Origin of the sequence: Micromonospora sp. NPDC047557 (genome assembly GCF_043205095.1) — a bacterium.
Classification (GTDB): Bacteria; Actinomycetota; Actinomycetes; order Mycobacteriales; family Micromonosporaceae; genus Micromonospora.
On sequence record NZ_JBIDDK010000010.1, the window covers coordinates 230,626 to 252,688 of the forward strand.

The following is a 22,063-nucleotide window of genomic DNA, read 5'->3' on the forward strand; positions in this document are numbered from 1 at the left end:
TAGGCGGGCGCCGATCCAAGCTGACGAGAATGCCCGGTCACGGACCTGCTGCGGCGATCTTGTAGGCGGGGCGTTAGGCAGCGAGGCAGCAAGGAGGCAGCGCGAGCGTCGGTGCACCGCGATCCCGGCCGTGAAGCGAAGAGGCCGGGCATTTGCTCGTCAACGCGGGTCGGCACCAGCTGGCAGTGGCCGAAGGTCTTAGTCCGCATCCCCCAGCGGGAGTCGGCCCGGGTCGTCTGCCGGATGGCTGTCGACAGCAAGGCTGACAGCAACCGCGCCGGACGCAAGCACGCTGACGAGTCCAGGCATGGACGAAGCTCCGAGCGTGCAGCCATTCCCGGACGAGCACGGACGACGTGCACAGAGCTTGTCAGCGAGATGTCGGACCGCCGAGGCTGGCAGGTGCATGAGACTCCAAGGCGGCTGCCAGCCCGACCGGTCCGCGCACGACCGTCAGAGACGGAAGGTCTGACGCGTCAGAGCGTGTGCAGTCCGAACCGCCTGAACGGCCACGGCCACGGCAGCCACCCACTTGACGATCTGGCGTAGATCCCTCATTCCTGTCACCTCCCTTGCTTGTCGAGCTGGTTGATTGCGGCCGAAGGGCCGGCACAGCGTGTCATGCCCATACGAGTGTGGGCGTTTGCAGCCGCGAGATCCAGAGGCTTCACCGACCTCGCGGGTGCCGATGTGGTGTAATTTCTAAAGCATGGATCTCACCGGACCCGGCACGATCGATGATCTGGTCACGGATGCTCGGGCCGAGGGCTACCAGGCCACAACCCGGCTGATCACCGACTGGGTAAGCCTCGGTCTGCTCGACCAGCCGCGCCGCCAGCCACGAGGGCGAGGGCTGGGATCCAGCAAGGGCCTCTACGCTCCCCATCAGCGAAGACTCTTCCTCACGCTTCTCGCGAAACGTGCCGAAGTGTCCCGAGTAACGAAACTGGCGCCCATCCCGGTGTTCATTTGGCTGTACTGGGGCGACGAGTTCGTACCGCTCCGCCAGGCGAGACGCGCATTGATGACTTGGCTGAAGGCCAACGAGGTGTCTAACCGGAAGCGGGCGCGGGAGCAGGCACGTCTGGTCCTGGGACAACTGGACCATCCGGCCACCGCCTCACGTGCCAGGCGCGAACTCGTCGATGCCATGGCAGAGGTTGCCTACACCGGGCGGGCTGATCCTTCCCGCCTAGAGGCAGGTGTCCGTGGCGTGTTCGAGCCCGACGGCGTCCGGAGAGAGCTGGGACACCCAGCCGCGCCGCTGACGGTCGAGTCGGTCCTTCGACTCATTGATGCCAGACTCGCTGCTGTGTCCGCGCTTAAGGCTGAAAAGGTCACAGACAGTCAGTTCGCCGCAGCACGTCAAGCACACCTGATGGCCGCCGCCGACTACGCCGCGACTCAACGAGAACTCGCCACGCAGGCCCCTCCGCATCTCACCAACCTCTATGAGCCGCTCACGATCCAGTCAACGTTCGACTCCTGCTGCATAGATCTCTTGAGCATCGTGGGGCTTCAGCTGAGTAGTCAGCCGTCCACGTCAGGGACCGTCACGGACTCAGTCTGAGGCAATCAGCCCGCGTTTAGGGACAAGCACCCTAAGGGACGTCTCGTAACTGGGTAAAGGCGTGTCCCAGCGCCGGCCGGCGGTCAGCCGGTCAGGATGATGTTGTGGAGGTTGGCGATGCCGGAGGCGGCGTCGGCCAATGTGTGGGCGGCGCGGCGGTAGTCGCGCAGGATCTTGAAGCACTTCATCCTGGCCAGAGCGTGTTCGACTCCGGCGCGGACGATGCGGTGGTGGCTGTTCAGCTCCTCTTTCCAGGCTGGCAGCACACCGCCGTCGGCGGGCTTGCGGTACGGGATGATCACCTCGGAGTTGCCGCGGTAACCGCCGTCGGCCATGACGGGGCGCCCGGCCAGTTTCTCTTCGATGCCGCTGGTGCGGTAGACGATCGTGTCGTTGCGATTGCCGGGCTGCGGGTCGCCGACAGCGATGACCAGCCGGGTGCTGGCGTCGATGGCGACCTGCAGGTTCGTCGAGTACCGGTAGTTCTTGCTCTTGGTGGCCAGACGGTGATCGCGAGTGGGGATCAGGGTGCCGTCGACGATGGCGATCTGGTCGACCGGCCGTCGGCGCACCGGTGCCAGGGCCAGCAATGGGCCAAGGGTGTCGATGACCCGATGCGCAGCGGAGTGCGACACCCCGAACAGCGGGCCGATCTGACGCATGGTCAGGTTCTTGCGCCAGTACACGGCCACCAACAGCACCCGATCGGGCAGGTCGAGAGCCCATTGCCGGCCCGGCCGCCCGTCACGAATCGCGTCACCGCCACGCTCGGCGACCAAGCGGACCAGCTGGCGGAACTGGGCGGGCTGCAGCCCGGTGAACGGGAAAATCCACGCCGAGCGAGCTCCGGTGATCACCTGCACCCAGGCAGCCTGACCGGCCGTCTTAACTAGACAGTCACCGGGGTGAGGAGACGTCTGTTGAACGATCTTCGAGTGGTGCTGAAATCCTGCTCAGATGAGCCAGGATCAAGCGCAGGTGCTGTCCCGTGGTACCAACTGTGCCGTCGTGCAGCTTCCGGGTAGGGCATTCCCCGGCATCCACCTGCAGGGCGATACGTTCGCTGCCCTGCTGGTGCAGCTGGCGGACGCGGCGCGCCTACTGCGCCATGACCCCGGCGACCGCGCAGCTCTCGACGAGCTGGACGACGTAGTCGGAGAGGCAGAGCGCTTCCTCGGCTTCTACGAAGCGACGCTCTCGGAGCGAGGAATCCAGCGGCCGTACTGATACGGCGGTCACCGGCAGAAGGCTCACCTCGAAGACCACCGTCGGTCGCACCACCGCAGCAGCGACGGACATCTCACCATCGTCGAGATACGAGACGTCCCTTAGCTACCCTCGCCGCGAACCTTTGTTCGTAACGTAGGCGCTCCAACTGAGTCAGGGCCAGTTGCGCCCGATTGACCTCCTGCTGGTCCCGGTACGTCACCAGCGCAACAAGCAGGGCTGGTGCCGCGAGCACCACGGCGAGCAGCGCAGAGACGCCTTGCAGCCAATCCGTCGCCTTCGTCGACGCGCGGCGCTGTCGTCGTCGCCGGACCGGTCGACGCCCTCTCATCGGCTCTCTCCTTCGTCGTCCTCAATCCTGCTCGAAGCCCGCAACAGGTCAGGAGGCGACTGGGAACCCGGTTTTCCGCATGTCGTGGGCTGCCGCATCCGTCTGCCCCGATCGCTCGGCCGCCTGCAGCGCTGCTCGGGGCAGACAGGCCCCGGCGAAGTCCTCGGTTGCAGGGATGGCAGACGGCAGTCTGGCTGTCGGGAGCAAGGCCGCGGGCCGGCGGCAGTTCGTAACGCAGATTGGGGGTGCGGACGCCGGGTGATGGTGTCGGCCAGGTTCTAAACTTCCCGCGTGAGCCCGTCCTCCCGATTAGCCGCGACAATATCGCGGCGTCATCTGCAAGATGCCCTACCCCGTCGGTGGTTGCATGTCCGGGCGGTCGCGGCGAAGGCAGAGGGGCTTGCGCGCCTGGTGGGAGTTGATGCGGAGCTGCTGACGGCGGCGGCGTGGCTGCACGACATCGGGTACGCCCCAGGCGTCGCCGTTACGGGTTTCCACGCGCTGGACGGGGCACGATGGCTTCGGCGGCAAGGCTTTCCAGATCGGCTCGCGGCTCTGGTCGCCCACCACTCCTGCGCTGTCCACGAAGCAGAGGCGCGCGGTTTGCGACAGGTTCTGGCCAGCGAGTTCCCGCGTGAAGAGACCGCTACCTCAGATGCGCTCTGGTACGCGGACATGACGACCGGCCCGGACGGCCAGGATCTCACCGTCGACGAGAGGCTGGCGGAGATCCGGCAGCGCTACGGTCCGGACGATGTCGTGACGCGGTTCTGGCAGAAGGCTGAACCGGTGCTTCGAGAGGCCATAGGCAGGACTCAGCGTCGCCTGTCAGCTCAGCCGATGTAGGGGACCGGAAGCCGCTGGAATCCGTGGTCGACCCTGAGCCGCATCGAAGGGTGCATCGAAAGCCGGTCAAGCTGGTCACGGGCCACCCACGCCACGGACGAGGACTCATCGCTGGTCGCCGGGTCGCCGGAGAGGTACTGGGCGCGGAAGCAGATCGAGAACTGCTGCCGTACCTCGCCGTCGCTGTACTCCACGAGGTGCCTGGGATCGGAGTAGATCCCAACTATCTCGGTCACCTCAACCTCGATGCCGGTCTCCTCGCGCGTCTCCCGTACGGCGGTCTCGGCGATGTACTCCCCGAAGTCCTGAGCACCGCCCGGCAGTGCCCAGAGGCCGTTGTCGGTCCGCTGGATGAGTAGCAACCGGCCTCGACGGTCCTGAACGAAGACAGTCACCGCTACGACGATCCTGTTCGGCTTCGGAGCGTTCGGGTTGTCGAAGTGCTCGATCCGCGCCATGCCTCCACCCTGTCAGTGTTCAGGCCACACAGCCCGCTTCTGCCCGAGTACCCGGTTGAAGCTGGCTACGTAGCTGTCGAAGAGGTCTCCGCCACCAAGACGCCGTATGTGCAGCACTGGCGAGTACGCGGCCGGCGTGCCGTAGAGATGAGTGTTGACCAGCATCTCGTCGTCGAAGCGGTAGATGGAGTTGTAGAGGATGGTGTCGTGGAAGTAGATCCCGACGTTGTCCAGATCCCGAAGCTCCTTGTAGAAGGCCAACGAGTTGAGAATCTTGTTGGACATGGCGGCGCCGATGCCCTCGGCGTCTCCTCGCTCCGCGATGTGCACGCCCTCCGGGTCGCCGAACAGCAACTCCACCTGCGCTCCAGCCAAAGCCTTCTCGCGTAGGGTCGCGATCCAGCGGTGGTTGAACTCGGGCAGGAACAGCCCTCCGTAGACCAGGACACCAACCTGCCGGGTGGCCTGCTCCAGGAGTCGCTGCCAGAGGTCGGTAGGAACGGCTCCGCGGCGCGGATAGATGTGGACCAGTTCTGACTGGCTGATCTGCACGGCTCGCTGCGTCGGTAGCGCGTCCGGCCAGAGGTACGACTCGCTCTCGCCCAGTAGCTCGGCGATGGAGTGGCGATAGCGCGGATACGGGATGCGAGCCTGAGTTACCCACCGCTCGACAGTCTTCGAGTCGACGCCGACCCTCTCGGCCAGCGCTGCTGCCGTTAGGCCCTTTTTGAGCATCCCGTTGCGAAGACGGTCGTTCGGCATCGCGTCTCCTGCTCACTCGGCTTGGGGACGGCATCGGGGACGACTCACTCTAACAAGGACGTCCCTACTCGTCCGTAACTCGCGGTGAAGTCGTCATCACGAATTCGCAGAGCCTGAACTCACAACACGTGCCATCCAGATAGGACGCGACGAATCAACGGGAACGCCGCGCCGATGGCCTAATGGAGGTGGCTATGCGCGGCGACGAGACGGCGAGCAAGGGTGAGCAGGCTGAGGCGGTCGAGCGGGAGGCTGCCAAGCAGCGCATTCTGGCTCAGGCCGAGGCAGAGCGTGTGCCCGTGGACGACACGACCCGTGCGGTCCCGGACCGGCGGTGGCGGCGTGAGCAGTGATGACCTCCCCATCGGCCGTCGCGTGGCCGGCTGGCGGGTGCGGCGGTCGATGACCCAGCAGATGCTGGCCGATCGACTGCGCAGGTCCAAGAGCTGGGTCGACAAGATCGAGCGCGGCGTCCGCCCCCTCGATCGGTACTCGGTGATCCAAGAGCTGTCCCGCGTCCTGCGGGTCGATCCAGAGGTGCTGCTCGGCCAGCCGCCCAGCACCCCGGCGAGCACCCCGACCGGAGTGGACGACATCCGGGCCGCGCTCGCCCGCTACGACACCCCGCCGACCCCACCACACATGCACGAGCTGAGGCGGCAGGTCGGGCATGCCTGGTTGACCTACCAGCACGCGCACTACCCGCAGTTGGTGCGCTCGGTGCCGGGCCTGCTCGACGCCGCCCAGGGCGCGCGGTCGACAAGGGAGCTGGTGCAGGCGTACGGGATCACCTCTCTGCTGCTGGTCAAGCTCGGTGAGGCGGACCTCGCCTGGCTGGCCGCCGACCGGGCCATGGGCGCTGCCGGCGATGACCCGCTGCTCGCGACGACGGCGGCGGTCGCGGTGGCCCAGGCGCTACGCGCTTCAGGCCGCAACCGGCTGGCCCTGTCGGTGACCCTTGCGGCGGCCACACGTGTCCTCCCAGCGCCGACCCACCTCTATGAACATGAGGTTGGCGAGGCGTTTGGAGATCAAACTGCCCACGAACCCCATGATCACCGGGGCCCGGGTGTGGGTGGGGGTGATCGGCGGGGGAGCGCTCTGGGTGGGACGTTGCTGATGCAGGCCGCGCTCGCCGTCGCCGGCTGCGGCGAGCACCGCCGCGCCGACGAGCTGACCGACCGGGCCGCGGGCATCGCCGCCAGCCTGCGGGGGTACGACGATCAGCACCGCACCAGCTTCGGACCGGTCGCTGTGGAGATGGCACGCGTGCTGCTCGCAACCCAACGAGGTGACACCGACGGCGCACTGAAACGGCATGTGAGCATCGTTCGGCGGGAGGCGTGGCGGCGGCTGCCGGCCGAGTATCGGGGCGCCTACCTGCTCGACGTCGCGCGGGCGTACCTCCACACCGGGGACCTGCGCGGGGCGGCACGCGCCCTGGTCGACGCGGACAGTGTCGCGCCGGCTGAGGTTCGGTGGCGGCCGTTGGCGCGTACTCTCATCGCCGATGTCGCCCGCGCGAACCCGGCGCCGGCCGGCGTGGCGCGACTGGCGACGCTGGTCGGCCTCACCCGCTGACGGACTCGCGCCGGCGCAGGTCGTCGGCGGGGTTGATGGTGCGGACGGGGTCCGGGACCGGGCCGCGTCGCCGCCACTCGCGCGGGTAGCCCAGCGAGACCTCCTCGAACCGCACCCCGTCGTAGAAGGTCGTACGGGGGATGTGCAGGTGCCCGTAGACCATCGTGGACGCGCCGAAGCGCAGGTGCCAGTCGCGGGTGCGGACGGTGCCGCACCACTGGGCGAACTCCGGGAACCACAGGACGTCGGTGGGTTCGCGCACCAGCGGGTAGTGGTTGACCAGCACGGTCGGCAGCGCCGGGTCGCGCTCGGCCAGTCGGCGCTCGGTCTCGGTGATGCGGGCGTCGCACCACGCCTCCCGGCTCGGGTACGGGTCGGGGTGCAGCAGCGCCTCGTCCGTGCAGACCACCCCCGCCGCGTACGCCAGGTCCAGCGACTCCTGCTTGGTGCGCGCCTGCGGCACCCGGAACGTGTAGTCGTAGAGCACGAAGAGCGGGGCGATGGTGGCGGGCCCGCCCTCGCCGTCCCACACCGGGTACGGGTCCTCGGGCGTGACGACTCCCAGCCGCCGGCACAGCTCGACCAGCTCGCGGTAGCGGGTCTCGCCGCGCAGGTGCGCCGGGTCGCCGGGCGGCGTCCACAGCTCGTGGTTGCCGGGCGCCCAGACCACCCGGGCGAAGCGGCTGCTCAGCAGGCCGAGCGCCCACTCGATGTCGGCGTACCGCTCGGCCACGTCACCGGCGACGAGCAGCCAGTCGCCGGGGTGGTCCGGCCGCAGCTCCTGGACGAACGCGCGGTTCTCCGCGTAGCTGATGTGCAGGTCGCTGACGGCTCGCAGCCGGGGCGAAGGGCTCACCTTTCGAGGCTAGGCCGCCGCGGCCGGATCGGGACACTCCGATCCGGTCGCGTCGCCGGCCGACCGTTCAGCAGAACCAGCCGTCCTGCACCCAGCCGCGGCGGTTGATGTATCCGTAGGCGAAGCCGTAGACGTAGCCGCCGCTGCGAGGCCCTTCGACCAGGAACGTCTGACCCTGGTAGAGGGTGCCCATCCAGGCACCGTTGGGCTGCGTGCGGACGAACAGGTCGCTCGCGCACACCGTCTCCCGCTGGCCGATCGTGCCGTTGGCGGCCTGCGCCGGGGCCGGCGCGGCGAGGGTCGCGGCGACGATCCCGGCCAGCACGCCGGCCATCACCCGGGTCCTCACCATGAGTCGTACCCGCCGATGCACTCGGAGCGCAGGTAACCCCAGTCGTTCGGGCCGAAGTCGAAGGCGGCCGCCCACCCGTTGTAGACCGGGTGCGCGCCCGGGGTGTGGCCGATCTTGTTTCCGTAGCCGAGCGTGCGCTTGAGGCCGGTGGGGCCGCCGGCGGAGTCGTAGTTGGCGTAGAAGCTGGCGCTCTGACAGACCACGATGGCGTGCCGTGGCACCACCGGGTCGGCCTGGGCCGGCGTGGCGCCCAGGGCGGCCACGGCCGCTCCGACGGCCAGCGCTGCGGGAACTCCTCGAAGCATGCCCACCTCCCGTACGGCGAAACTTTCCTACCGGGGAGCGTAGTCACGGCGTCGATAAATGTCGATGGGGGAGGTTCGCCGTGGCTAGCACGGGAGGTGCCCGGGGGACGGCATATCCGGCGACCCGACGGGAAAGCGCGGGGCGTCCGACAGCCCAAACCGGAGCAGGAGAAAAACATGCCTTTCGTTACCGTGGGGACGGAAAACTCCGCGCCCATCGACCTGTACTACGAGGATCACGGATCCGGTCAGCCCGTGGTGCTCATCCACGGCTTCCCGTTCAACGGGGCAACGTGGGAGAAGGAGACCAACGCGTTGCTCAACGCCGGATACCGGACGATCACCTACGATCGACGCGGTTACGGCAACTCGGCGCAGCCGGCGTCCGGCTACGACTACAACACGTTCGCCGCAGACCTGGACGTGTTGATGAACGAGCTGGATCTGAACGAGGTGACCCTGGTGGGTCACTCGATGGGTACCGGTGAGGTCGTCCGCTACCTGGGCAACTACGGCTCCCAGCGGGTCAGCCGGGCCGTGCTGCTCAGCCCGCTGCAGCCGATGTTGGCCAAGGCCGACGACAACCCGGAGGGCGTCGACCGGAACCTCTTCAAGGGTTTCCAGGACGCCATCATGAAGGACCGCTTCGCCTACCTGACCACGTTCTGCGACGCGTTCTTCAACCCGGACCAGAACATGGGCAAGCGGGTCAGCGAGGAGGCGTACCGGGCGCACTGGCAGATCGGGGCGATGGCCTCCGGCAAGGCCACCCACGACAGTGTGAACGCCTGGCAGGAGGACTTCCGACAGGACCTGCCGAAGATCAATATTCCGGTGTTGATCGTGCAGGGTGACCAGGACCGGGTGCTGCCCTACCCGGTGACCGGCCAGCGGCTCGGCCCGATGATGCCGACCGGCACGCTCGTCACGCTCAAGGGCGCGCCGCACGGCATCCCGTGGACGCACGCCGACGAGGTCAACAAGGCGATCATGGACTTCATGAAGCAGCCGGCCATGGCTCGCGCCTGACCCGTACCGGTAGCCGATCGGACGCCAGCGTCACGATGACGCTGCGGCACCCGACCCTCCCCGGGGTCGGGTGCCGTCGGCGCTCAGGGCCGGCGGGCCACGACCGCGCCGTTGGCGCCGGGGGCATCGAACGGCACGGTACGGACGTCGACGAACCCGGCGTCGGTGAGCCACGCGCCGTACTCGGCCGCCGAGTAGTTCCGGCCGCCCTCGGTCTCGACCAACATGTTCATGCCCATCAGAGCCGCCTCCGGTGGCCCGGTGCGCTCGTCGTTGAGCAGCAGCTCGCAGACGACGATGGCGCCGCCGGGCGGCAGCGCCGCGTGACAACGGGCGAGCAGTGCCCGGTTCGTCGGCTCGTCCCAGTCGTGCAGGATCATGCTGAGCAGGATGACGTCGTGCCCACCCGGCAACGCGGGATCGGCGAGGAAGTCGCCGGCCACCGCGTCGATCCGACCGGTCAGACCGGCCTCCGCGATCCGCTCCCGCGCCCGTACGCAGACGTGCGGCAGGTCCAGGACTGTCGCCCGCAGCTCGGGCAAACGGCGGCAGAACTCGATCGGGAACGCGCCGGCCCCGCCGCCCACGTCGAGCAGTCGACGGTACGCGGAGAAGTCGTACGCGTCGGCAAGCGCGCTCGCCGTGAAGCTCGACGTCGAATACATGGCGTCCCAGAACTGGGCCAGCATCTCCGGGTCGGCGGTGTCGAACATGGACTGCTGGGACTCCGGGTCCCAGGTCAACGGTCGATCGGTGCGCAGCGCCTCGCCGATGCGGTGCCACGGCAGGTAGGTACGCAGGTCGGAGTAGCGGATCTGGGCGCCGAAATAGTAGGGGCGGCCCTGGACCAGGAACTGCTCGGCCAACTCGGTGTTGCGGTAGCCGTCGCCGGCCTTCTCCAACAGGCCCAGCGAGGCGCACGCGGCGAGCAGCAGGTCCGCCGGCCGGTCGGGTAGCCCGAACTCGGCCGCGGCCTGCTCGACGGTCATCGTCCGCCCACCGGCGAGCCGGGTGAACAGACCGAGGTCGACGCTGGCCGCGAGGGTCTTGAACCCCCACACACCGGCCACCAGCTGCATGAGGGGAGTCGGAGTGACCATGGCGACATGAGATCACACCTCACACGTTTCCACGATGGACGGTCACGCCCGGATCAGCGTCACCAACCCCGCCGCCACCAGCACGCCGGCCCAGAGCCGATCGACGTTGAACCACGCCCGACGCAGCACCCCGACCCCGAGCACCTGGTAGACCAGCACCGCCACGACCAGGGCGGTGCCGAGCATCGCCACGGTGTGCACGCCCGCCGCGGCCAACCCGGGCAGCGCACCGACCGGCGCGGCGGCCAGGTGCCCGGAGTGACCCCCGGGCACCGGCTCGGCGACCAGCACCGGCAGCAGCATCAGCCCCGCGCCGTGCGCCGACGACATCAGGAACGACCAGCCGGCGAGCTGTGCCGCGGACAGCCGCATCCCCGCCCAGCGGAAGTGCCGCTCGGAAAGTAGCCGCCACAACCCGAAGCCGACCAGCAGCACGCCGCCGACCACCGCCAGGGCCGTGCTCGCCGTCACCGACCTGGTGGCGGTGACCAGGGCGGCGACGATCGCCACCGAGGCGAGATGCCCCGCCGCGATCGGCGGCAGGGCGCGCAGCAGCGCCGCCCGGCTGCGCTCCTGCAGGCCCCGGGCCACCGCGAACAGCCACCCCATCGCCGGGTTCAGGCCGTGGAACGCGCCGAGCGCCGCCAGCGTCGCGAGGGTCCCGAGGGTCACGGGAAGCAGTACGAGTCGGAGGACGCGTCCCCGCCCTGCAACCGGGTCTGGTGCACCCGCAGCCCCCGGAACTCCTCGCCGTGCGGGAAGAACCGCACGTCGGGGGTGAGCCCGCCGGCCTCGACGTCCACGTCGAGCTTGGCCAGCCAGGCGCCCACCCCGTCCGGGTAGAACTGGTCGTCCCAGGCGCCGTAGAGGGAGTTGCTGACGTAGACCCGCCGGCCGTCGCGGCTCACCTCGACCATCTGCGGACCACCCGCGAGGGCCTCGTCCGGTGCGGACGGGTGCGCGGTGCGGCGGACGATCCCGCCGAGGTGCACCGAGCCGGTCTGCACCGGGTGCAGCGGGTCGCTGACGTCGTACTGGCGCAGCTCACCGGTGCCCCAGCAGGAGACGTAGAGGAATTTGTCGTCCACCGACAGGTCGATGTCGGTCACCAGCGGCGGCACCGCGCCGAACGGCTTGAGCAGGTCGGGCAGGTCCGCCGGGTCGGCCGGCTCGGCCGGGATGTCGATCACTTTGGTGACCGCCCAGGAGTCCCCGTCGCGGTGCCACAGCCAGACCGAGGCGGACAGGTCCTCGACGCTGATCACCACCCCGACGAACCCGTACGACTTCGTCGGATCGTGCGCGGGGCGCAGCTCCAGCGGCATCTGGTACTGATCACCCAGGTCGACCCGCTGCACGTGCCGGCGTTTCGCGAGGTCCCAGAAGTGGATGGCATGGCCGTAGCGTCGGCCCAGCAGCAGCTCGCCGATGATCCCGTCCTCGATCATGGACGGGGTGCCCCACTCGCTGGTGACCAGCACGTCCTGGGTGAGGTGCCACCACACGTCGTACGCCAGGAACTGCGCGCCCCGGTCGGCCTCCCACGCCCCGCGGACATCGAACGTGGTGTGGTCCAGGATCGCGATGCCGCCCGGGCCCTCCGCGCCGTCCGCGCCGCCGAGTGCGGAGAGGTAGATGCCGTCCGGGCCGCAGTGCACGGTGTGCGGCCGGGAGTAGCCGGCCCGCTTCGCCAGCTCCTCCGGCCCGATCACCTTGACGACCTGCGGCTGACGCGGGTCGGGCTGCGTGTCGAGGACGTGGATCCGCGACGAGCGCAGGCCGGGCACGATCAGGTAGCGCCGCTCGACGTGCGGGTGCGGGGCGGTGGGGCAGAGCGCGCTGCTGCACGCGTTCCACCCGAAGTGGTGCAGCTCGTCGCCGACGAACGGCAGGTCGGTCCAGCCGACGACCCGGCCGTAGTCGGGGGAGTCGGGGTCGGTGTCCAGCACCGCGATGGCGTCCGGGCGGCTGGCCGTACGGTCGAAGGCCGCCACGTAGGCGAGCTTCTCCACCGGGGCGGTGGCCGCTTCGCGGGGCGACGGGTAGAAGGTGGGGTCGGGGGTCCAGCGGGTCATCGGGTCTCCGCTTCCTCAGGTGGTGGGAACGCCGAGTCGGTCGAGCAGGTGGCGGCGCAGCGCGCCGAAGCCCGGGTCGTCCGGCGTGCGGGTGGGTGTCAGGTCGATGGGTAGCTCCGCGGCGATGCGGCCCTCGTCGAGGAGCAGAATCCGGTCGGCCAGCAGGAGCGCCTCCTCCACGTCGTGGGTGACCAGCAGGGCGGCGAAGCCGTGCTCGGCGCGCAGCCGGCGCAGCAGCATCTGCATCCTCAGCCGGGTGAGCGCGTCGAGAGCGCCGAACGGTTCGTCGAGTAGCAGCAGGTCCGGTTCGCGGACCAGGGCGCGCGCGACGGCCACCCGCTGCGCCTGCCCGCCGGACAGTTCGGCCGGCCAGGCCCGGTGCCGCTCGGCCAGCCCGACCTCGCGCAACGCCCGCTCGATCCGGCCGGCGGTGTCCGGGCCGGACAGGCCGAGCCCGACGTTGGCCGCCACCCGCTTCCAGGGCAGCAGCCGGTGTTCCTGAAAGACCACGGCGGCGGTGCCGTGCACGACGGTGTCGCCGGTGGCGTCGCCGTCCAGGCCGGCGAGCACCCGCAGGAGGGTGCTCTTGCCGGAACCGCTGGAGCCCAGCAGGGCCACCACCTCGCCCCGCGCGATGGTCAGGTCGACCCCGGCCAGCACGGCCGTCGGCCCGAACGTCCGATGGATCGCGCGGGCGGTCAGCACCGGCGTCGTGCCGGTCAGGTGGCCCGCAGTCCGCGTCGCCATGTCAACATCCTCCTCTCCGCAACGCGCAGGGCAAGGTCGGATATCAGCCCGAGCAGCGCGTAGACGAGCAGGCCGAGGACCACGACGTCGGTCTGGCTGAACTCCCGCGCCTCCATCATCAGAAAGCCGATGCCGCTCTGGGCGTTGACCTGCTCACCGACGACGAGGCTGAGCCAGGCCGCCCCGATCGCGAGCCGCAGGCCGAGAAAGAGCGACGGCAACGCGCCGGGCAGCACCACGTGGCGCAGCCGGGCGGCCGCCCCGAGCCCGCAGGCGCGGGCCGCCTCCACCAACCGTTCGTCGATGTCCCGGATGCCGGCGTAGGTGTTGAAGTAGATGGGAAAGAACGCCCCCAGAGCCACCAGGCTGATCTTCAGCGACTCGCCGATGCCGACCCAGATGATCAATAGCGGCACGAGGCCCAGGTGGGGCAGCATCCGGGCCATCTGCACCGGCGGGTCGACCAGGTCGTCGCCGAGTCGCAACAGCCCCGCGACCGTGCCCAGGACCAGCGCCAGGATGCCGCCGATGAGCAGCCCCGCTCCGGCCCGGGTGAGGGAGTCCACGAGGTGGACGGCGAGCGTTCCGTCGCGGGACAGCCGCCAGCCGGTGGCGAGCACGTCGCTGGGCGCGGGCAGCTTCTCCGGCGCCAGCACCCCGGTCCGGGCGGCCAGTTCCCAGCCCAGCACCAGCACGACCGGGCTGACCAGCCGCCGCCACCGCCGGGTCGGCCGGGGGCGGCGGGGGTCGGGCGGCGCGACGGCCGCGGCCTCCGGCGGCGTTTCCAGCAGAGGTGTACGGCTCACTGGAACACCGCGCTGAAGCGGTCGTCCAGCCGGCTCCTGATGTCGACCGGGCCCGGAATGAGGTCCAGCGCGATGAAGCTGTCCGTGATCGCCTGGAGTTCGTCGCCGATGGCCGGGGTGATCGGGGCGAGCGGCTTGGCGCTGCGGTCCAGGGCGCGGCTGGTGACGTCCTGCGGGATCTTCAACTCCGGCGCCAGCGTGCTGGCCCGCTCCTGCGGGTTCGCGATGCCCCAGTCGGTCACCTCGCGGTAGCGCTGCAGGAACGCCCGGATGTCGTCCGAGCGCTGGGCGACCGCGTCGGGGGCGGCCAGCACATACTCGCGGTTGCTGGCCAGGCCGGTCGCGTCGGCGAGCACCCGGACACCCGGCTGCTCGGCCAGCGCGAAGTACGGGTCCCAGATGACCCAGGCGTCGACCTGCCCGCTGTCGAACGCGGGCCGCCCCTCGGCCGGCTTGAGATACTTGACGTTGATGTCCTTCAACGTCATCTTGTTGGCCTCCAGCAGCCGGACCAGCAGCCAGTGCACGTTGGAGCCCTTGTTGAGGGCGATCGTCCTGCCCTTGAGGTCGGCGAAGCTGCGGTAGCCGCTGTCGGCCTTGACCAGCACCGCCTCGCCCTGCGGGATCGGCGCCGAGGTGCCGATGATGGAGAACGGGATCTTTCCGGCGGCGGCGAAGACGGGTGGCGCCTCGCCGACCTGTCCGATGTCGATCGAGCCGGCCTTGAGCGCCTCGGTGAGGGCCGGCCCGCTCTCGAACAGCGACCACTCGACGCCCGGGGTGCCACCGCGGGCCTTGACCAGGCTCAGCCCTCCGAACCGCTGGTAGCCGATCCGCAGCTTGCCCGCGTCGCCTCCGGCGTCGGCGGACCCGCCGCAGGCGCTCACGGCGACCGTGGCGAGCAGGACCACCGCGGTGAACGCGGTCGTCAGCAGGCGGCGACGCGGGGGATGACTCGACGAGGGGGTACGCATGGCGGCTCCTTGGGTCGGGCAGGTGTGCCGGGCCGCATCGACCGGCGTGGGTGGCGTGGGCGGTAGCCTACTAACCCGGTAGGTTTTATGGGTAGGCTGTCGGCGGGATCGTCCCACCCCTCAGGAGGTGCCCGCCTCACCGCGCGCGCCGCCCGCACCCGCTCCGCCGCGCACTGGAGGAAAGAGCCGCGATGACCCTCACCTTCCACTGGTTCCTGCCCACCAACGGCGACAGCCGGGACATCGTCGGCGGCGGCCACGGCGTGCCGACCGGGGCCGCCGGAGGCGCCCGCCCGGCCAGCGTGGCGTACCTCGGGCAGATCGCCCGCAGCGCCGAGCAGCTCGGCTTCGTCGGCGCGCTCACCCCGACCGGCGCGTGGTGCGAGGACGCCTGGCTGTCCACGGCGATGCTCACCGAGGTCACCGAACGCCTCAGGTTCCTGGTGGCCTTCCGACCCGGCCTGACCTCACCCACCCTCGCCGCCCAGATGGCCTCGACGTTCCAGCGGCTGTCCCGGGGCCGCCTGCTGCTCAACGTGGTCACCGGCGGCGAGTCGCAGGAGCAGCGGGCGTACGGCGACTTCCTGGACAAGGACGCCCGGTACGCGCGGGCCGACGAGTTCCTGCACGTCGTCCGCGCGCTGTGGCGGGGTGAGACGGTCGACCACCACGGCACGCACCTGCGCGTCGAGCAGGCGCGGCTGCACCGGCTGCCCGACCCGGCGCCGCCGGTCTACTTCGGTGGCTCGTCCGCCGCCGCCCTGCCGGTGGCCGTACGCCACAGCGACGTCTACCTCACCTGGGGCGAGCCGCCGGCCCAGGTCGCCGGCAAACTGGACCGGGTGCGGGCGCTGGCCGCCGACGCCGGCCGGGACCTGCGGTTCGGCATCCGGCTGCACGTCATCGCCCGGGACACCGCCGACGAGGCGTGGGCACAGGCCCGCCGCCTGCTCAACGGCATCGCCGAGGCCGACATCCGGGCCGTGCAGGACGGGCTGCGCCGCAGCGAGTCCGAGGGGCAGCGCCGGATGCTCGACCTGCACGGCGGCTCCCGCGACAGCCTGGAGGTCTCACCCAACCTGTGGGCCGGCGTCGGGCTGGTCCGGGGCGGCGCGGGCACCGCGCTCGTCGGCAGCCACCGCGAGATCGCCGACCGGATCGCCGAGTACCACGCGCTCGGCATCGACGAGTTCATCCTCTCCGGCTATCCGCACCTGGAGGAGGCGTACTGGTTCGGCGAGGGCGTGCTGCCGATCCTGCGCGAGCGCGGGCTGTGGCGGCACCCCGACGGCCAGCCGGGTCCGGCGGACGCCGTCGACATCCCCTTCGCCGGGACGACGACACCCCGCCCGGCGCCGGAGCCCGTGGCGGCCCGCTGACACGTCCTAGCCGGAACGGCCGCTCCGACCACGGGCGACCCGGCGTACGGCGAGGCTCACCGCCGTACTGCCCACCGCCATCCCGACCAGCACCAGGACCGCCCCGACGACCCACAGTCCGCTGTCGTCGCGCGACGCTGCCTGGCGTGACCAGGCAGCGGTGAAGGCGACGGTCATCACGGGAGCCACCAGCCACGGGCTGAGCCGCCACGCGGCCAGGGCGGCCAGCAGCACGAGCGTCAGCACGCAGCCGATCACCTGCCACGGCTCGTACGGGCCGCTGGTCGCGCCGGTCTGCGCGTCGACCGTGTAACCGGTGTCCCAGCCCAGCCAGAGCAGCCACACCCCGACCGTGGCCACCGCCAGGAACACCGCACCGAACAGTGCGTGCGTACGCCTCGTCGCCGTCATCGGGCGATCATCTCCCGCATCGACTCGCGGGGGAATGAGTACCCGTACCCGTCGACGACCCGAGCGTCAGGCGCCCGTGGCGTCCCACACCACGACGTGGACGACGAACGCCTGATCCGCCCGGGTGGTGGTGATGGTGGCGAACCCCATCCGCCCCTCGGACGTACGGAAGCACCAGTCGGCGTCGGGTGTGAAGGAGGGCCGCGCCGAGCCGGTGGCCGACGCGACGCAGCCCGCGTACGCCTGGGCGGGATTGCCGCCGGAGTACGGGTAGACGTTCGGCGCGTTGGCGACCTGGACGTTGTCCGAGCGCACCTGTCCCCAGTCGTGGTACAGGTCCAGCCCGTCCGTGGCGCCGTCCGAGTGGTCCCTGACGACCTGCTGATCCGGCCGGTCGACGTCGACCGCGGCGAAGCGGGGCAACACCACGGTCCGCTCGACGAGGGTGCGGGGCGCGTCCGGGTCAGTCGTACCCCCGGGGGTCGGGGTGGCCTGGCTCGCGGACGGCGTGGCGGGGCCGGTGGTCGGCGGGGGCGCGGCGGCCGAGGTCGCCGGTGTCCCCGTCGGGGGGCCGGCGGTGGGCGGCGGCGTCGACTGGCGGCTGAGCTGGGTCGCCACGACACCGCCGAGCAGCAGGCAGCCCATCGCCAGCAGAGCGACCGCGACGCGGGTTTGCCGGTACCACAGCCAGAACCCGCCGAGCACCAGGACCGCGGTCAGGGTGAGAGCGAACAACAGCACGTCCCGTTTCAGCCAGCTCTCCACCGCGGTCACCACACCGAGAACGTTGGCCACCACGCCGATCACGGCCAGCGTCCGGATCCGGTGATCGCCGCTGCCGCCGCTCGTTGCGGGCGGCGTGGCCGACTCTCCCAACGCTTACCTCCACTGTGCACGTCGCGCGACCGCGCGGGAGTGGGCGGGACGACGGGACGGACCCGCGCTGTCATGATCCCATCGACGCGCTCGTGCGCCGAGTGCCGCACGCCGCCAGGATGCGCGGCGGCGAGTCGGCTATCCGACGGGCCGTGGCGTCGCCGCTGATCCCGAACGGACTGTTGCCCCGGCCGGTGACGATCCTCTACGGTCTGCTCAAGCGGTGGGCGGTGCGGTCCGCATCCGACCGGACACCGCCGGATGCCCGTCGCGCGGGCCGGGATGGTGGAGTCCCGGGCCACCCCGTCGACTGTGGTTCCGGCGGTCGTGTGACTCCAGCTCGTCCCCGGGTGACTGCTGCCCGGCGCAGCTCCGTACGGAGCCGACGGCGAGCCGGACACGCCGATCCCCACCGGAGAGTCCCGTGTTCCTCAGCCCGCACGAGCAGGACCGCCTGCTCGTCCACGTCGCGGCCGATGTCGCCCGCCGCCGCCGCGAACGCGGCCTGCGCCTCAACTATCCCGAAGCCGTCGCGATGATCACCGCCTTCCTGCTCGAAGGCGCCCGCGACGGTCGGTCGGTGGTCGACCTCATGTCCGCCGGCCGGAGCGTGCTCGGCCGCGACGACGTCCAGGACGGCATCCCCGAGCTGCTGAGGGAGGTGCAGGTGGAGGCGACGTTCCCGGACGGCACCAAGCTCGTGACGGTGCACCACCCGATCCCGTGATCCCGGGAGAGATCCTGCCCGCGGCCAGCCCGGTCGAGATCAACGCGGGCCGGCCGGTGACCACCCTGGTCGTGGTCAACACCGCCGACCGGCCGGTGCAGGTGGGCTCGCACTACCACTTCGCCGAGACCAACCCGGCCCTGACCTTCGACCGGGTCGCGGCCTGGGGGCAGCGCCTCGCCGTACCGGCGGGCACCTCGGTCCGTTTCGAGCCGGGCGTGAGCCGCAGCGTGGACCTGGTCCCGCTCGGCGGCGCGCGCATCGTGCCGGGCCTGCGCGGGGAGTGCGCCGGGCCGCTGGACGAGGCGTCCCCGGCCGCGCCGACCACAGACGCACCGACGAGCGACGGGCCGGCGCGATGAGCGCCGTGCGGCGGGACCGCTACATCGACCTGTACGGACCCACCACCGGTGACCGCATCCGGCTGGCCGACACGAGCCTGCTGATCGAGGTGGAGGCCGACCACTGCGTCGGCGGCGACGAGGCCGTCTTCGGCGGTGGGAAGGTGATTCGCGAGTCGATGGGGCAGTCGCGGGCCACCCGCGCCGAAGGAGCCCTCGACACCGTCATCACCGGCGCCGTCGTGCTCGACCACTGGGGTGTGGTCAAGGCCGACGTGGGGCTGCGCGACGGGCGGATCGTCGCTCTCGGCCGGGCCGGCAACCCGGACACCATGTCCGGCGTCCACCCGGACCTGGTCATCGGCCCGGCCACCGAGGTGATCGCCGGCAACGGCCGGATCCTCACCGCCGGCGCCGTCGACACCCACGTGCACTTCATCTGCCCGCAGATCGTCACCGAGGCGCTCGCCAGCGGCGTCACCACGCTTGTCGGCGGCGGCACCGGCCCCGCCGAGGGCACCCGGGCCACGACTGTCACGCCCAACGCCTGGCACCTGGCCCGGATGCACGAGGCGCTGGACACGCTGCCGGTCAACGTGCTGCTGCTCGGCAAGGGCAACACCGTCTCGCAAGAGGCGCTGTGGGAGCAGCTGCGCGCCGGCGCGGGCGGTTTCAAGCTGCACGAGGACTGGGGCACCACCCCGGCGGCGATCGACGCCTGCCTGCGGGTGGCGGACGCCTCCGGGGTCCAGGTGTCGATCCACACCGACACCCTCAACGAGGCCGGATTCGTGGCCGACACGCTGCGCGCGATCGGCGGGCGGGCAATCCATTCGTACCACACCGAGGGAGCGGGAGGCGGGCACGCGCCGGACATCATCACGGTGGCCAGCGAGCCGAACGTGCTGCCCTCGTCGACCAACCCGACCCGCCCGTACACCCGCAACACCCTGGCCGAGCACCTGGACATGCTGATGGTCTGCCACCACCTCAACCCGTCCGTGCCGGAGGATCTGGCCTTCGCCGAGAGCCGGATCCGACCGTCCACCATGGCCGCCGAGGACCTGCTGCACGACCTCGGGGCGATCTCCATCATCGGCTCCGACGCGCAGGCGATGGGCCGGGTGGGCGAGGTGATCCTGCGGACCTGGCAGAGCGCCCACGTCATGAAGGAGCGGGTGGGCGCGCTGCCGGGCGACGGCGCGGCCGACAACCACCGCGCGCGACGGTACGTGGCGAAGTACACCATCTGCGCGGCGATGGCCAACGGGCTGGACGGCGAAATCGGCTCGGTCGAGCCCGGCAAGCTCGCCGACCTGGTGCTCTGGGACCCGGCGTTCTTCGGCGTACGACCGCACCTCGTGCTCAAGGGCGGCATGATCGCGTACGCCCAGATGGGTGACGCCAACGCGTCGATTCCCACCCCGCAGCCGATGCTGCCGCGCCCGATGTTCGGGGCGTACGGGGTCGCGGCGGCCGCCACCAGTCTGACGTTCGTCGCGCCGGCGGCCCTGGACGCCGGACTGCGCCTGGACGTGCGGCGGCGGGTCGTGCCGGTCGCCGACGTGCGGTCCCGGGGCAAGGACGACCTGCCGGAGAACAACGCGATGCCGCGCATCGAGGTGGACCCGGACACCTTCACCGTGCGGATCGACGGCGAGGTGGTGGAGCCGGACCCGGTGCCCCACCTGCCGATGGCCCAGCGGTACTTCCTGTTCTGATGGCGACGTCGAGCCTGCTCCTGTTGCTGGCCGACGGTCGCTTCCCGGCCGGCGCGCACGCGCACTCCGGCGGTCTGGAGGCGGCCGTCGCCGCCGGCCGGGTCAGCGACCTGGCCTCGTTGGAGTCGTTCCTGGTCGGCCGGCTGACCACCGCCGGGCTGGTCGGCGCGGCGTTCGCGGCGGCGGCACACCGGGTGGCGCTGCCAGCCGGCGGCACCGCCGCCGAACCAGCCCAGGCCACCGCACGGCCGGTCGGACGTGGCCATCCCGCCGGGCGGTCGGGTGCGCCGGCCGATTCCGCGGGACGGTCGGGCGCGCCGGCCGATTCGGCCGCGCGGTCGGACGCGCTGGCCCGGCTCGACGCGGAGCTGGACGCGCGGACCGCCGCTCCGGCGCTGCGCGCGGTGTCCCGCCGCCAGGGGCGGGCGCTGCTGCGCGCCGGACGGGCCATCTGGCCGCAGGCTCCCTTCGGTGATTTGCCCGCCACACCTCAGGGAGCGCACCAGCCGCTGGTGCTCGGGCTGCTCTGCGCCGCCGCCGGGCTGAGCCGCACCGAGACCGCAACGGTCGCCGCGTACGGGACGGTCACCGGTGCGGCCAGTGCCGGCGTACGTCTGCTCGGCCTCGACCCGTACCAGGTCCAGGCCCTGCTGGTCGGCCTCGCCGACCTCTGCGACGGCACCGCCGCCGACGCGGCCCGTGCCGCCGACGATCCACCGGAGCGGCTGCCGGCCGCTGCCGCCCCGCTCGCCGACATCTCTGCCGAAGTCCACGCCACCTGGGAGGTGCGTCTCTTTGCGTCCTGACACTGTTGAGCCGACCGATGTACCCGCCGCTGCACCCGCTGCCGGGCCGCCGCACGACGAGACCGTTCCGCACACCCATCCCGAGCCGGGGGTGGACCCGCACCCGCCGCTGGCACCCGCGGGCCGAGCGCTGCGGGTCGGCATCGGCGGGCCGGTCGGGTCCGGCAAGACCGCGCTGGTGGCCGCCCTGTGCCGGGCGTTCGCCGACGAGTTGCGGCTCGGCGTGGTGACCAACGACATCTACACCACCGAGGACGCCGACTTCCTCAAGCGGGCCGGCGTCCTGGACCCGGCCCGGATCCGCGCCGTGGAGACCGGCTGCTGCCCCCACACCGCCATCCGCGACGACATCGGCGCCAACCTCGACGCCGTGGACGAACTGGCCGCGGCGCTCGGTCCGCTGGACCTGGTGCTGGTGGAGAGCGGCGGGGACAACCTCACCGCCACGTTCAGCCGGGGCCTGGTCGACCGGCAGATCTTTGTGGTCGACGTGGCCGGCGGGGACAAGGTGCCGCGCAAGGGCGGGCCCGGGGTCACGTCCGCCGACCTCCTCGTGATCAACAAGACCGACCTGGCGCCCATGGTGGGCGCCGACCTCGCGGTGATGGACCGGGACGCGCGGGCCCGGCGCGGCGACCTCCCGACCGTCTTCCTGTCGATCGTCGGGGGCCCCCCCGCGGGGGGGGGGGGCGGGGGGGGGCGCCCCCCGGGGGGCCCCCCCCCGGGCCCGCCCCCCCGCCCCCCGCCCGCCCGCCCGCCCCGGGGGGCGCGGTCGCCCCGCGG

26 protein-coding genes are annotated in these 22,063 nt (G+C 71.0%); 12 read left to right on the forward strand and 14 right to left on the reverse strand.

Annotated elements, in window-relative coordinates; all coding sequences use genetic code 11:
- Positions 1 to 709: 709 nt before the first annotated feature.
- A complete protein-coding gene (locus ACGGAQ_RS22985; RefSeq protein ID WP_393052350.1) occupies positions 710 to 1,570 on the forward strand; it encodes a hypothetical protein in 861 nt (286 codons plus the stop codon).
- A gap of 83 nt (positions 1,571 to 1,653) precedes the next feature.
- On the opposite strand, the gene ACGGAQ_RS22990 is transcribed toward ACGGAQ_RS22985, so the two are convergent.
- Positions 1,654 to 2,433, reverse strand: a complete 780-nt coding sequence (locus ACGGAQ_RS22990; RefSeq protein ID WP_393052352.1) for a transposase family protein — start codon at positions 2,431 to 2,433, stop codon at positions 1,654 to 1,656.
- Positions 2,434 to 2,527: 94 nt separating this feature from the next.
- Here ACGGAQ_RS22990 and ACGGAQ_RS22995 point away from each other — a divergent pair, with 94 nt between their 5' ends.
- Both ACGGAQ_RS22995 and ACGGAQ_RS23000 read left to right on the forward strand, forming a co-directional pair.
- Positions 2,528 to 2,797, forward strand: a complete 270-nt coding sequence (locus tag ACGGAQ_RS22995) for a DUF6959 family protein (protein WP_393052354.1) — start codon at positions 2,528 to 2,530, stop codon at positions 2,795 to 2,797.
- Positions 2,798 to 3,419: 622 nt separating this feature from the next.
- Positions 3,420 to 3,974 (forward strand): HDIG domain-containing metalloprotein, encoded by a 555-nt coding sequence (locus ACGGAQ_RS23000; protein ID WP_393052356.1) that lies wholly within the window; start codon positions 3,420 to 3,422, stop codon positions 3,972 to 3,974.
- Here ACGGAQ_RS23000 and ACGGAQ_RS23005 read toward each other — a convergent pair.
- Together ACGGAQ_RS23005 and ACGGAQ_RS23010 are read right to left on the reverse strand one after the other, a co-directional pair.
- Entirely contained in the window at positions 3,962 to 4,432 is a 471-nt protein-coding gene (locus tag ACGGAQ_RS23005) for an NUDIX hydrolase (RefSeq protein ID WP_393052358.1), read from the reverse strand. The genes ACGGAQ_RS23000 and ACGGAQ_RS23005 overlap by 13 nt on opposite strands.
- Before the next feature lie 12 nt (positions 4,433 to 4,444).
- Entirely contained in the window at positions 4,445 to 5,194 is a 750-nt protein-coding gene (locus ACGGAQ_RS23010) for a helix-turn-helix domain-containing protein (RefSeq protein WP_393052359.1), read from the reverse strand.
- A 194-nt stretch (positions 5,195 to 5,388) separates the two neighbouring features.
- Here ACGGAQ_RS23010 and ACGGAQ_RS23015 point away from each other — a divergent pair, with 194 nt between their 5' ends.
- Entirely contained in the window at positions 5,389 to 5,547 is a 159-nt protein-coding gene (locus tag ACGGAQ_RS23015) for a hypothetical protein (RefSeq protein ID WP_393052361.1), read from the forward strand.
- Positions 5,537 to 6,775: a helix-turn-helix domain-containing protein gene (locus ACGGAQ_RS23020; protein ID WP_393052362.1), complete on the forward strand. Its 1,239-nt coding sequence runs from the start codon at positions 5,537 to 5,539 to the stop codon at positions 6,773 to 6,775. Before ACGGAQ_RS23015 ends, ACGGAQ_RS23020 begins: the two co-directional genes overlap by 11 nt.
- On the opposite strand, the gene ACGGAQ_RS23025 is transcribed toward ACGGAQ_RS23020, so the two are convergent.
- The 3 genes from ACGGAQ_RS23025 to ACGGAQ_RS23035 form a co-directional block, all read right to left on the reverse strand.
- Positions 6,765 to 7,631: a metallophosphoesterase family protein gene (locus tag ACGGAQ_RS23025; protein WP_393052364.1), complete on the reverse strand. Its 867-nt coding sequence runs from the start codon at positions 7,629 to 7,631 to the stop codon at positions 6,765 to 6,767. The genes ACGGAQ_RS23020 and ACGGAQ_RS23025 overlap by 11 nt on opposite strands.
- Before the next feature lie 67 nt (positions 7,632 to 7,698).
- Positions 7,699 to 7,983: a hypothetical protein gene (locus tag ACGGAQ_RS23030; protein WP_393052366.1), complete on the reverse strand. Its 285-nt coding sequence runs from the start codon at positions 7,981 to 7,983 to the stop codon at positions 7,699 to 7,701.
- Positions 7,977 to 8,288, reverse strand: coding sequence for a hypothetical protein (locus ACGGAQ_RS23035; protein ID WP_393052368.1), 312 nt, complete (start codon positions 8,286 to 8,288; stop codon positions 7,977 to 7,979). The genes ACGGAQ_RS23030 and ACGGAQ_RS23035 overlap by 7 nt, the downstream gene beginning before the upstream one ends.
- Before the next feature lie 177 nt (positions 8,289 to 8,465).
- Here ACGGAQ_RS23035 and ACGGAQ_RS23040 point away from each other — a divergent pair, with 177 nt between their 5' ends.
- Positions 8,466 to 9,317, forward strand: coding sequence for an alpha/beta fold hydrolase (locus ACGGAQ_RS23040; RefSeq protein ID WP_393052370.1), 852 nt, complete (start codon positions 8,466 to 8,468; stop codon positions 9,315 to 9,317).
- An 83-nt stretch (positions 9,318 to 9,400) separates the two neighbouring features.
- Here ACGGAQ_RS23040 and ACGGAQ_RS23045 read toward each other — a convergent pair whose 3' ends face one another.
- Genes ACGGAQ_RS23045 through ACGGAQ_RS23070 form a run of 6 tightly spaced genes read right to left on the reverse strand, consistent with a single transcriptional unit; the run spans position 9,401 to position 15,019 of the window.
- Positions 9,401 to 10,417 (reverse strand): methyltransferase, encoded by a 1,017-nt coding sequence (locus tag ACGGAQ_RS23045; RefSeq protein WP_393052371.1) that lies wholly within the window; start codon positions 10,415 to 10,417, stop codon positions 9,401 to 9,403.
- A gap of 42 nt (positions 10,418 to 10,459) precedes the next feature.
- On the reverse strand, positions 10,460 to 11,089 hold the full coding sequence (locus tag ACGGAQ_RS23050; RefSeq protein ID WP_393052373.1) for a hypothetical protein: 630 nt from the start codon (positions 11,087 to 11,089) through the stop codon (positions 10,460 to 10,462).
- Complete coding sequence (locus ACGGAQ_RS23055; protein ID WP_393052375.1) at positions 11,086 to 12,492, reverse strand: selenium-binding family protein; 1,407 nt, start codon at positions 12,490 to 12,492, stop codon at positions 11,086 to 11,088. Before ACGGAQ_RS23055 ends, ACGGAQ_RS23050 begins: the two co-directional genes overlap by 4 nt.
- A gap of 15 nt (positions 12,493 to 12,507) precedes the next feature.
- The gene (locus ACGGAQ_RS23060) at positions 12,508 to 13,239 is read right to left on the reverse strand and encodes an ABC transporter ATP-binding protein (RefSeq protein ID WP_393052377.1); all 732 of its coding nucleotides are present in this window, start codon (positions 13,237 to 13,239) and stop codon (positions 12,508 to 12,510) included.
- Positions 13,212 to 14,045, reverse strand: a complete 834-nt coding sequence (locus ACGGAQ_RS23065; protein ID WP_393052379.1) for an ABC transporter permease — start codon at positions 14,043 to 14,045, stop codon at positions 13,212 to 13,214. Before ACGGAQ_RS23065 ends, ACGGAQ_RS23060 begins: the two co-directional genes overlap by 28 nt.
- Complete coding sequence (locus ACGGAQ_RS23070; protein ID WP_393052381.1) at positions 14,042 to 15,019, reverse strand: aliphatic sulfonate ABC transporter substrate-binding protein; 978 nt, start codon at positions 15,017 to 15,019, stop codon at positions 14,042 to 14,044. The genes ACGGAQ_RS23065 and ACGGAQ_RS23070 overlap by 4 nt, the downstream gene beginning before the upstream one ends.
- Before the next feature lie 191 nt (positions 15,020 to 15,210).
- On the opposite strand from ACGGAQ_RS23070, the gene ACGGAQ_RS23075 reads away from it, so the two are divergent.
- The gene (locus ACGGAQ_RS23075; RefSeq protein ID WP_393052383.1) at positions 15,211 to 16,398 is read left to right on the forward strand and encodes an LLM class flavin-dependent oxidoreductase; all 1,188 of its coding nucleotides are present in this window, start codon (positions 15,211 to 15,213) and stop codon (positions 16,396 to 16,398) included.
- Positions 16,399 to 16,404: 6 nt separating this feature from the next.
- Here ACGGAQ_RS23075 and ACGGAQ_RS23080 read toward each other — a convergent pair whose 3' ends face one another.
- Positions 16,405 to 16,809, reverse strand: coding sequence for a hypothetical protein (locus ACGGAQ_RS23080; RefSeq protein ID WP_393052385.1), 405 nt, complete (start codon positions 16,807 to 16,809; stop codon positions 16,405 to 16,407).
- Between the two features lie 66 nt (positions 16,810 to 16,875).
- Positions 16,876 to 17,685, reverse strand: a complete 810-nt coding sequence (locus tag ACGGAQ_RS23085; protein WP_393052387.1) for a hypothetical protein — start codon at positions 17,683 to 17,685, stop codon at positions 16,876 to 16,878.
- Positions 17,686 to 18,109: 424 nt separating this feature from the next.
- On the opposite strand from ACGGAQ_RS23085, the gene ACGGAQ_RS23090 reads away from it, so the two are divergent.
- The 5 genes from ACGGAQ_RS23090 to ureG all read left to right on the forward strand — a co-directional run.
- The gene (locus ACGGAQ_RS23090; RefSeq protein ID WP_354860532.1) at positions 18,110 to 18,412 is read left to right on the forward strand and encodes an urease subunit gamma; all 303 of its coding nucleotides are present in this window, start codon (positions 18,110 to 18,112) and stop codon (positions 18,410 to 18,412) included.
- Complete coding sequence (locus tag ACGGAQ_RS23095) at positions 18,409 to 18,774, forward strand: urease subunit beta (RefSeq protein WP_393052389.1); 366 nt, start codon at positions 18,409 to 18,411, stop codon at positions 18,772 to 18,774. Before ACGGAQ_RS23090 ends, ACGGAQ_RS23095 begins: the two co-directional genes overlap by 4 nt.
- On the forward strand, positions 18,771 to 20,474 hold the full coding sequence (locus tag ACGGAQ_RS23100; RefSeq protein ID WP_393052391.1) for an urease subunit alpha: 1,704 nt from the start codon (positions 18,771 to 18,773) through the stop codon (positions 20,472 to 20,474). Before ACGGAQ_RS23095 ends, ACGGAQ_RS23100 begins: the two co-directional genes overlap by 4 nt.
- Positions 20,474 to 21,280: an urease accessory protein UreF gene (locus tag ACGGAQ_RS23105; RefSeq protein ID WP_393052393.1), complete on the forward strand. Its 807-nt coding sequence runs from the start codon at positions 20,474 to 20,476 to the stop codon at positions 21,278 to 21,280. Before ACGGAQ_RS23100 ends, ACGGAQ_RS23105 begins: the two co-directional genes overlap by 1 nt.
- The coding region (gene ureG / locus ACGGAQ_RS23110) for an urease accessory protein UreG (protein WP_393052395.1) at positions 21,270 to 22,063 on the forward strand (794 nt) is incomplete at its 3' end. The genes ACGGAQ_RS23105 and ureG, both read left to right, overlap by 11 nt.